This is a genomic window from Rhodoferax sp., assembly GCF_025354435.1.
Taxonomy (GTDB): Bacteria; Pseudomonadota; Gammaproteobacteria; order Burkholderiales; family Burkholderiaceae_C; genus Rhodoferax_B.
Genome location: NZ_JANXMU010000068.1, coordinates 1 through 9,540 on the forward strand (window position 1 = coordinate 1; position 9,540 = coordinate 9,540).

Below are 9,540 nucleotides of genomic sequence, written 5' to 3' on the forward strand. Positions count from 1 at the left end.
GGGCGCAAAGTGGGCCCAAAGGCCCGCGAACCTAGCCCCAAGGGGTTAGAAAACGACTCGTTTTGGCCGGATTCGGCGCATTCTTGTTATCAGTACCCCGGAAGAGCCATTTTGAATGGCCTTGTTCAGCATTGCCTTAAATAACGACTAGGAGACACCCCATGACAAATTGGACCGAAGTTTGCGCACTGGACGATATCGACGACGAAGACGTGATGCGCTTTGACCACAACAACCACACCTACGCCGTGTACCGCTACAAGGACAAGGTCTACGCGACCGACGGCCTGTGCACCCACGAGCACGTGCACCTGGCCGACGGCCTGGTCATGGAACACGTGGTGGAGTGCCCCAAGCACAACGGCCGCTTCGACATCCGCGATGGGCGGGCGCTGGGGGCACCGGTGTGCGTCAATCTGAAAACCTACCCGGCCAAGGTCGAAGGCGGGCAGGTGCTGGTGCAGCTGGGCGCATGATGGCCCTGCACAAAACCCTGATTGCGGCTGCACTGACCACCTTGCTGGTCAGCCCGTTTGCCCACGCCGAGAAAATCGGCGTGACTATGGCCGACTCGAACCCCTGGCTGACGCTGGTGGCCAACGGCATGAAAGCCCAGGCCGCCAAAACCAAGGGCGTGACCCTGCTGGTGGAAGACGCACAGAGCGACATTGGCCGCCAGCTCAGCCAGATCCAGAACTTCACCGCCCAAAAGGTCGATGCCATCATCATCGTCACCGTGGATTCGTTGGCCACGCAAAAGATGACCAAGCTGGTCACCGAAGCGGGCATTCCCCTGGTTTACGTCAACCACCCGCCTGGCGAAACCAAGTTCCCGCCCAAGGTGACCTTTGTGGGCTCCAACGAGGTGGATTCGGGCACGCTGCAAACCCGCGAAGTCTGCCGTCTGCTGGGCGGCAAGGGCAAGATTCTGCTGATCGACGGCGACCTGGCCAACGAATCCGCCCTGCAGCGCAGCATCGACGTCAAAGACGTGATCTCCAAGCCACCCTGTACCGGCATGAAGATCGTGGACAAGCGCACCGCCAACTGGAGCCGCACCGAAGCCGCCGACCTGATGAAAAACTGGCTGTCGGCCGGTACGCAGTTTGATGCCGTGATCTCCAACAACGACGAGATGGCCATTGGTGCCATCCTGGCGCTCAAGGCCTCGGGCCACATGAAGAAAGACACCATCGTCGCCGGCGTCGATGCCACCCGAGATGCCCTGGCCAGCATGAAGGCCGGTGAGCTCAAGGTCACCGTGTTCCAGGACGCATATGGCCAGGGCGGTGGCGGCGTGGACGCGGCTGTGAAGATGGCCCGCGGCCAAAAAGTGCCCGCTGCGGTGTGGATTCCGTTCGAGCTGGTCACCCCGTCCAACGTGGACAAATACCTGTCGAAGAACTGAACCCGTCCACCGGTAGACACCCCATGAAAATCGCGCTCGACCCCTACATGATCCGCCACCTGTCGCTGCCCGAGCTGTGCCGCGCCACGGCCGAGCTGGGCTACGACCAGATCGAACTGTCGCCGCGCGCGGATTTTCTGGACTGGTGGGTCATGCCCCGCGCCACCAAAGACCGCATGGCCGCCTTCAAAGCCGCCATGCGCAGCCACGGCGTGGGCCTGGCCAGCCTGCAGCCCATGTACCGCTGGGCCAGCCCGTTTGAAGACGAGCGCCAGTGGGCCGTGCGCTGCTGGAAGAAAGCCATCGAAGTGTCCGTGGAAATGGGCTGTACCCTGATGGTCAGCGAGTTCGGGCGCGGCGCATCTACCGAGCGCTCGGTGGGCGAGCGCCCCGGCGCCAATCCCAAGGAAATGTGCGAGGCCGCCTGGTTTCGCTCCATGGACGAGCTGCTGCCCATCCTGGAGCGCGAGGGCATTACCCTGTCGGTCGAGCCACATCCCGAAGACTGGATCGAGCAGCTGCAGCCCGCCATCGATATCGTTCAAAACATCGGCTCGAAAGCGTTGCGCCTGTCCTATATCGCGCCACACACCTTCTACTACGGCGACGACATGGCCGCCATGCTGCGTGAAGCCGCGCCGCTGCTGGCCCATGTGCGCGTGGCCGACACCTTCAACCACAAGAAAAGCAGCCAGCTGCGCTACATCGTCAACCCCCCCGGCTCCACCCAGGTCCGCGTGCACCAGCATCTGGACATAGGGCAGGGCGAGATCGACTGGAACCTGTTCTTCCAGACTCTGGGCGAGGTGGGCTTCGACGGCGTGATGTCGAGCTGCGTGTTCGCCTGGGAAGAGCGGGCGGAGGATTCCAGCCGGTTTATGCGCAGCGAGATGCAGCGCTATATCGACCAGTACTGCAAGCCACAGGGTTGAGAATTATCAAATTGATAGCTGCCAGTGCAGGTGGAATATGCGCTAGAGGGCCATTTTGTGTAAATTTCTCTGACGCTACAAAAGCCTTTTTGTCCAACAGTGGCCCCTTCAGATTCAGTGCATAAATGGATATGGACGCCGGAGTCTCTCTATTTATCGGAATGAGTGGACTGCCTACACTTCGCCATGGGATGTGAAGACTGCAGGTGGCCGTCTCACAATTCGGTCCTCTGCTAATGATGTGAGCCTTCAACTCAAGTTCGACCCTGGACCGGGAGTAATTGTTGAGAAGCTGGATATGTGGTGCTATGGCTATCGTTTTATCGGCGATAAAGACAGCCTTAGGTTTGTCGCGCCCAATGGAGGCGGGACGACTTTGACGAATTGCCTCATGGATAACTGCCAAGTAGGGATTCAACTCGGCTAAAGACTAATTGGTTCAATTGGCTTGAGTTCCAGTCGCTGCCGCCCTTTTTTGGGCCGCTTAGGACAGGATCGGCACGGGGAGCGACCATGCCCCTAAACCCCCAAACCTGGATGCTATTGAATAAGTAGATTCTCGCGCCCATGAAATAAGCGCTAGATCCATATTTCACACACTCTCGGGCGTATGGATATCCATGGGCACCACGATCTGCTGCGCCGATGACACCGGCCCGGCCATCGCATGCACCAAGCGCTCGGCCAGCAAAGGCAGGGGATGCGACAGGACCGCCTGCAAATAGCCGCCCACCAGGGCCTCGCGGGTGGTGGGGGTGAGGTCGTGGGCCACGGCCACCAGGGGCACGCCCGGCTGGCGGTCCACGTGGTCGCGCAGTGCTTGCAGCACCCCGTCAATCCCCCCGCCGCCCACGTACACGCCCACCAAATCGGGGTAGCGCTGCAGCAGGTCGCGCGTGGCTTCCTGGGCGTAGTGGTCGCTCTCCAGCGTCACCACCGGCTCCAGCACTTCAAAGCCGGGGGCGTGCTCGCGCACATACGAGCGAAAACTCATCTCGCACAGCTCCTGGCACTGGTAACGGTGGCTGCCCACAAAGATGCCGATCTGCCCCGGCTGCGCGGCCTGCCGGATGATGAAGCCCGCCGCCGTGCGGCCCACGCGCCGGTTGTCCAGCCCGGCGTAGCCTGCGCGCTCGGGTGCGTCCAGGTCGGACACCAGGGCAAACACCGGCTTGCCCTGCGCCCGCAGCTGGGCGATAGCGGCGTGGATGTGGGGGTGGTCGGCGGCCACCAGCGCCAGCGCGTCGCAGGACTGGGCCAATTGCGTCAGTTGCGCACATACCGCCTGGGGGGCCAGGTCGTCCAGAAACCGCACCACGGCGCGGCCCTGCATCTGCGTGCTGGCCTGGGTGGCGGTGGTCAGTGCGTCGGCCAGGCCGCTGTAGAAAGCCGAGCTGCGCTGCTGCAGCAAAAAGCCCAGCGTGCGCTTGGGCCGCACCTCTTGCAGGCGCGCCCGGATGACCCCCACCGGGTGGTAGCCCAGCGTTTGCGCGGCTGCGTGGATGCGGTCGGCGGTGTCGCTGCGCACCGGCACGCGGGCATTCAGCACGCGGTCTACCGTGGACGGGCTGACCCCGGCGGCGCGGGCTACATCGGCCATGGTGGCGCGGAAGGAGGGCGGTATTTGTGAGGATGCGGGCATGTTTGACACATCTGTCATGGAGCATGCCAGTTTATGCCATGAAATGCCGAATGACCATCAAATTGAAGGGCACCACACCTACCATGAAGGCACTAAACCACCCACCCGGAGACCTTGTATGTCCAACCCCTACGCCCTGCGCGGCGACGCTGAAACGGCCATCGACGCCACACCCTGGTTCAGCCCCAGCATCGACCGCAAGCTGCTCAAGCAATTGATGCAGCGCAACGACCGCCACAGCCTGTGGAACTACGGCCTGTGGCTGGCGCTGCTGCTAGCCAGCGGCACGGCAGGGGTGCTGGCCTGGGGCACGTGGTGGTGTCTGCCTGCGTTCGCGATGTACGGCATCTTGTACGCGTCTAGCGACCACCGGGCGCACGAGCTGTCGCACGGCACGCCGTTCAAGACGCGCTGGCTCAACGAGGCGTTTTACCAACTCGCAGGCTTCATGACGCTGCACGAGGGCTACTACTGGCGCTGGAGCCACACCCGCCATCACACCCACACGCTGATGGTGGGCCGCGATGCCGAAATCGCCGTGCACCAGCCGGTGCGCCTGGGCGGCCTGCTGCTGGACCTGTTCTTCATCAAGTCTGGCGCGGCGCAGATTGCCAACATCGTGCGCCATGCCTGCGGACAGATCACGCCGGACGGCCTGCATTTCATCCCCGAGGCCGAGCGGCCCAAGGTGGTCCGCGCATCCCGCGTCTATGTCGCCATCTTTCTGGCACTGCTGCTGGCCTGTGGGCTGATGCACAGCGCGTTGCCTTTGATGCTGGTGGTGGGGCCGCGCTTTTACGGAGGCGCGCTGACGCAAGTGTTCAACCTGACCCAGCATGCGGGCCTGGACGAGAACGTGCACGACCACCGCGCCAGCACCCGCACCTTCCACACCAACCCGGTGTTCCGTTTTCTGTACGCCAACATGAACTACCACCTGGAGCACCATACGTTCCCCATGGTGCCCTACCACGCGCTGCCCCAGTTGCACGAAGCCATCCGCAGCCAATGCCCTGCGCCTGCCACCAGCCTGTTGGCGGCCTGGCGCGACATCCTGCCCGCGCTGCTGCGCCAGCGCCGGGCTGCGGTTGCCGCCGTGGTATCCATCTAACAACACCAGGAGACTTCCCATGACCGCTTGGACCGACGTTTGCGCACTGGACGATATCGACGACGAAGACGTGGTGCGCTTTGACCACCACCAGCACACCTATGCCGTGTACCGCTACAACGGCAAGGTCTATGCCACCGACGGCCTGTGCACCCACGAAAAAGTGCACCTGGCCGACGGCCTGGTCATGGAACACGTAGTGGAGTGCCCCAAGCACAATGGCCGCTTCGACATCCGCGATGGCCGTGCGCTGGGCGCACCGGTGTGCATCAACCTGAAAACCTACCCGGCCAAGGTCGAAGGCGGACAGGTGCTGGTGCAGTTGGGCGCGTGACCACGGCCCATGTGGACGCATGAATAGCGGAAGCCCATGAAAATCGCGCTCGGCCCCTGCATGATCCGGCACCTGTCGCTGCCCGAGCTCTGCCGCGCCACGGCCGAGCTGGGCTACGACCAGATAGAACTGTCGCCGCGCGCGGATTTTCTGGACTGGTGGGTCATGCCCCGCGCCACCAAAGACCGCATGGCCGCCATGCTGCGTGAAGCCTCGCCGCTGCTGGCCCATGTGCGCGTGGCCGACACCTTCAACCACAAGAAAAGTAGCCAGCTGCGCTACATCGTCAACCCCCCGGCTCCACCCAGGTCCGTGTGCACCAGCATCTGGACATCGGCCAGGGCGAGATCGACTGGAACCTGTTTTTCTAGACTCTGGGCGAGGTGGGTTTTGACGGCGTGATGTCGAGCTGCGTGTTCGCGTGGGAAGAGCGGGCGGAGGATTCCAGCCGGTTCATGCGAGGGGAGATGCAGCGGTATGTAGATCGGTATTTCCCGCAGCGGCGCTGAATGCGGGGATGGGGTTGGAAATTATCAAATTGATAGCGGCTAGCGCAGGTGGAATATACGCTAAAGGGCTGTTTAATTTAAATTTTCTGCTGGCATAGGCCGCATCATCTCCATAGCCTAGGTCTGCCAAATCCGGGCAGAACGGGCTTTGCTAAGCAGTTGATCGGATGCATTAAAGTGGGTCGGGCGCAGCAAAGGGAAACCCTCCGCCAACCCCAGAGAATGGCCGCTTTCGGCCTGACGCAGTCCCTCGAAATAGTTGGTTGGCGGACCGCTTCAGACTGATCTCAGCAGTTCAACTTGGAATAATTTCCGCCACTAGGTGCACCTATGTTGGTGGCACTTTTTGGGTTGCGAAATCAATGACGGCAGCATCACTCAGACCACTTGCGCTGCCTTGGATCTTGTTGCTGTCTCGGTTCGCAACGTAGAGGTTTTTGTCATCGCGGCTGGGATAAAGACCATGTGCCCCCACCCCTGTTGCGATAAATACAGTTTGTCGGCAAGCAACGAAGTCCAGCACATGCACTCCATCGGCAGAGATGCGTATGTCCTGTGGCATGCCGTGTTTGGTTTTAGGTGTTTCCAGATGGTTGAAATTTGCACTTAGGTTGATAGTTTCAACGGCCTGCCAAGCGGCTAAGTCATCTGTTCTCACTTCAGCGTTATGGGTCACCCACAGAGTTTTCAAGTCCCATTTTGTGGAACCTGTACCGGCCACCGCGGTAAAGATAAAAAGCTAGCGTAATGTCAATCGCATCAAAAATCCATATTTACCGGTTCGGCGACTAGGTTATATCTGAAGTATCCATTTGTCAGATAGATTGCAACGACTCAGAATTCCGTCATGCCTTTCAAAAAAGACGCGATGGAAAAAACGATGCATACCCCTACAGCAGCACACCCGACTCTTACGCCCGCCTCCAAGACCAAATGGGGCACAGCTGCAATGCAGCGCTTCCACCAGTTGCGTTCCTGCCTCGCGTTGACGGGTGCCCTGGCATGCCCGTCCATCCAGTTGGGCAAGCTCGGCTGGTTGCAATTCAACGGTATCAGCGCGCTGACCCTGGCAATCGTGCTGGGCGTGGTGGTCGGCAACACTGTCTATCCACGCATTGGCGCGATGGCCGATGTGGGCCTGACATTCTCCAAAGCTAACCTGCTGCGCCTGGGCACCATCTTTATGGCCTGTGCCAGACCTTCTAGGACATCGGCAACGTGGGCTGGACCGGTGTGACGATCAATGCATCCGTGCCGTGCTAAATGGAAGCAATGCCCTGGATCGCCACCGGATTCTCATAAATTTTTATAGCAAATGGAGATAGCCCATGAAATCAGAACGCGACACCACCCTCTCTGCGCAGCACACCGCCCAGCGCGCTTCGTCCCGCCGACGCTTTGTCCAGGGCGCTGGTTTTCTGGCTCTGGGCGCGTCACCGCTCGGCGTGCTTGCGGCCTTCCGGGATACCGGTGAGGGCGTAACCTTCGCGGACGGACCGCGGCCGCTAGTGACCTACCCTCAGAAGCGTCCACTGATTCGCGTGACGACCCGGCCACCGCACCTGGAGACCCCTTTCGCGGTCTTCAATGAAGGCCCGATCACCGCCAACGACGCTTTCTTCGTGCGCTATCACCTAGCCAACATTCCGCTGTCGGTTGACCCGGCCACCTACCGCCTCACTGTCAAGGGGAAGGTCAAAACGCCATTGAGTCTTTCTCTGGCCGACTTGAAGGCCTTGGCCGAGCCCGTGGAAATTGTTGCCGTCAACCAGTGTTCCGGAAACAGCCGCGGGTACTCGTCCCCGCGCGTATTCGGGGCGCAGCTCGCCAATGGCGCTATGGGCAATGCACGATGGGTCGGTGTGCCGCTGCGCAAAGTACTCGAGAAGGCGGGCGTCGCAGCGGGTGCTCGGCAGGTGACTTTCAATGGCCTCGATACACCGGTACTGCCGGCAACCTCTGACTTCCGCAAAGCCCTGGACATCGAACATGCGCTGCAGAGCGAACCGATGCTTGCGTGGAGCATGAACGGCAAAGATTTACCCTTCCTCAATGGTTATCCGGTCAAGCTCATCGTGCCGGGCTACTTCGGCACATATTGGGTCAAGCACCTTTCCGAGATCGAGGTCATCGACCATATTTTCGACGGGCATGACGCGTTGTTCATGACGAGCGCCTACCGCGTGCCCGACAACGATTGCCAATGCGTTGCACCAGGGTCCGCTGCGGCGAAGACGCGGCCAATCTCTACGCTGCCTGTGCGCAGCTTCATCACAAGCGTCCAGGCTGGCGACGTTCTTCCGTCCGCGCGTCGGATCGAGCTCAAGGGCATCGCGTTCGATGCCGGTGCCGGGATCAAGACGGTGGAGGTTTCCACCGACGGCGGTCACAGCTGGACGGCGGCAACGCTTGGCGAGGATCTCGGGCGCTTCTCGTTTCGTGAATGGCGCGCACCGGTGAGCTTCGCCAGGAAGGGACGCGCTGTGCTCATGGTCCGGGCAACCAATCAAGAGGGTGAAGGCCAGCCCACAACAGCCGACTGGAATCCTGCCGGCTACCGCCGCCACGTGATCGAGTCCACGCCAGTCAACATCGCCTGAGGACGCAGCATGAAACTCACCATTTTTTTGGCCCGCGTCATTGTTGTCACGTGCGCCTTCGGCGCGTTCATGGCTTTCCCTGCAATGCCTGCGCCGTCAGGCATCAAGCTGCAGCCCGACACGTCGAAACTGCGACTCTCGAAGCTTCCAGGTTATGCCATCGCGATGCAAAAGTGCGCCATGTGCCATTCTGCCGACTACGTTAAATACCAGCCGCCCGGCATGACACAGACGCAATGGACCGCCGAGGTGGCCAAGATGCAGTACACCTACGGCGCACCGATCAGCGATGACGAGGTCAAGCAGATTGGTGCTTACTTGGCAGTCTCCTACGGATCTGCCAAAGCCAACGATGCCAGCGTGATTGCTGTATCGACACTACCGCCAACACCGTCGACGGCCACGAGTGCTGCCGCCACGCCGCCCGCTACTGGCGCCAATATCAATGTGCAGGCACTCCTTCAGAGCAACGCCTGCCTGAGTTGCCACGGGTTGACCCAGAAGATCGTAGGACCGGGCTATCACGAGATAGCCGAAAAGTACAAGGCTGATCCGCAGGCGCAGTCGAATGTGGAGGCCGGCATCCGCGGCGGCAGCACTGGCAAATGGGGCAGTGCCGCGATGCCTCCTTTCGTAGCGCTGAAACCCGCAGAGGTCAAGGCACTCGCAAAATTCGTTTTGAAGCAATAAGCCCAGCCCATCGCCAAGGACACAGTCCTGGCGACAACAAGAAAACCCGACGAAATTACAAAAAGGACATCCACGAATTGCCGCTCTTTCCTTGTGCAGCTTGCCATTGCTGCATCCGCACTGTCCATCTTGGACGCCCAAACCATTCCACGGCTGGTGTTCGCTCGCGGTGTGTAAACCGAAAATCTGCCGCTGCGCTCGGCCGGGCGATGAGGTCGTCGGTCTGGACAGTCTCCGCAACGACTAGGCCACCTACGCCATGCGCTTCGAAGAGGTGCTAGCGGAAAATTTCTACCGCGAGACGGTGACCGGTT

Annotated in this window: 11 protein-coding genes and 1 pseudogene; 10 read left to right on the plus strand and 2 right to left on the minus strand. The window is 60.7% G+C overall.

Annotated elements, in window-relative coordinates; genetic code table 11:
- Window positions 1-161: 161 nt before the first annotated feature.
- From Q0T48_RS16970 to Q0T48_RS16980, 3 genes are read left to right on the plus strand one after another with little or no spacing between them, the layout of a single operon-like run.
- The gene (locus Q0T48_RS16970) at window positions 162-476 is read left to right on the plus strand and encodes a MocE family 2Fe-2S type ferredoxin (protein WP_295958578.1); all 315 of its coding nucleotides are present in this window, start codon (window positions 162-164) and stop codon (window positions 474-476) included.
- Window positions 476-1,408, plus strand: coding sequence for a sugar ABC transporter substrate-binding protein (locus Q0T48_RS16975; protein ID WP_295958605.1), 933 nt, complete (start codon window positions 476-478; stop codon window positions 1,406-1,408). Before Q0T48_RS16970 ends, Q0T48_RS16975 begins: the two co-directional genes overlap by 1 nt.
- A 23-nt stretch (window positions 1,409-1,431) precedes the next feature.
- Complete coding sequence (locus Q0T48_RS16980; RefSeq protein WP_295958581.1) at window positions 1,432-2,340, plus strand: sugar phosphate isomerase/epimerase; 909 nt, start codon at window positions 1,432-1,434, stop codon at window positions 2,338-2,340.
- A 592-nt stretch (window positions 2,341-2,932) separates the two neighbouring features.
- Here Q0T48_RS16980 and Q0T48_RS16985 read toward each other — a convergent pair.
- Entirely contained in the window at window positions 2,933-3,982 is a 1,050-nt protein-coding gene (locus tag Q0T48_RS16985; protein WP_295958584.1) for a LacI family DNA-binding transcriptional regulator, read from the minus strand.
- A gap of 118 nt (window positions 3,983-4,100) precedes the next feature.
- Here Q0T48_RS16985 and Q0T48_RS16990 point away from each other — a divergent pair, with 118 nt between their 5' ends.
- The 3 genes and pseudogenes from Q0T48_RS16990 to Q0T48_RS17000 all read left to right on the plus strand — a co-directional run bounded on the left by Q0T48_RS16990 (window position 4,101) and on the right by Q0T48_RS17000 (window position 5,936).
- Entirely contained in the window at window positions 4,101-5,093 is a 993-nt protein-coding gene (locus tag Q0T48_RS16990; protein WP_295958587.1) for a fatty acid desaturase, read from the plus strand.
- Window positions 5,094-5,112: 19 nt separating this feature from the next.
- Window positions 5,113-5,427, plus strand: coding sequence for a MocE family 2Fe-2S type ferredoxin (locus Q0T48_RS16995; RefSeq protein WP_295958590.1), 315 nt, complete (start codon window positions 5,113-5,115; stop codon window positions 5,425-5,427).
- A 36-nt stretch (window positions 5,428-5,463) separates the two neighbouring features.
- Window positions 5,464-5,936, plus strand: a pseudogene (locus tag Q0T48_RS17000) (sugar phosphate isomerase/epimerase).
- Between the two features lie 328 nt (window positions 5,937-6,264).
- Here Q0T48_RS17000 and Q0T48_RS17005 read toward each other — a convergent pair.
- On the minus strand, window positions 6,265-6,612 hold the full coding sequence (locus Q0T48_RS17005; RefSeq protein ID WP_295958593.1) for a hypothetical protein: 348 nt from the start codon (window positions 6,610-6,612) through the stop codon (window positions 6,265-6,267).
- 171 nt (window positions 6,613-6,783) lie between these two features.
- Between Q0T48_RS17005 and Q0T48_RS17010 the strand changes: the two genes are divergently transcribed.
- The 4 genes from Q0T48_RS17010 (at window position 6,784) to Q0T48_RS22060 (ending at window position 9,473) form a co-directional block, all read left to right on the plus strand.
- Window positions 6,784-7,173, plus strand: coding sequence for a putative sulfate exporter family transporter (locus tag Q0T48_RS17010; RefSeq protein WP_295958596.1), 390 nt, complete (start codon window positions 6,784-6,786; stop codon window positions 7,171-7,173).
- Between the two features lie 91 nt (window positions 7,174-7,264).
- Window positions 7,265-8,536, plus strand: coding sequence for a molybdopterin-dependent oxidoreductase (locus Q0T48_RS17015; protein WP_295958599.1), 1,272 nt, complete (start codon window positions 7,265-7,267; stop codon window positions 8,534-8,536).
- A gap of 9 nt (window positions 8,537-8,545) precedes the next feature.
- Window positions 8,546-9,226: a c-type cytochrome gene (locus tag Q0T48_RS17020; protein WP_295958602.1), complete on the plus strand. Its 681-nt coding sequence runs from the start codon at window positions 8,546-8,548 to the stop codon at window positions 9,224-9,226.
- 106 nt (window positions 9,227-9,332) lie between these two features.
- Window positions 9,333-9,473 (plus strand): hypothetical protein, encoded by a 141-nt coding sequence (locus Q0T48_RS22060; RefSeq protein ID WP_366888108.1) that lies wholly within the window; start codon window positions 9,333-9,335, stop codon window positions 9,471-9,473.
- The last annotated feature ends 67 nt before the right edge of the window (window positions 9,474-9,540 follow it).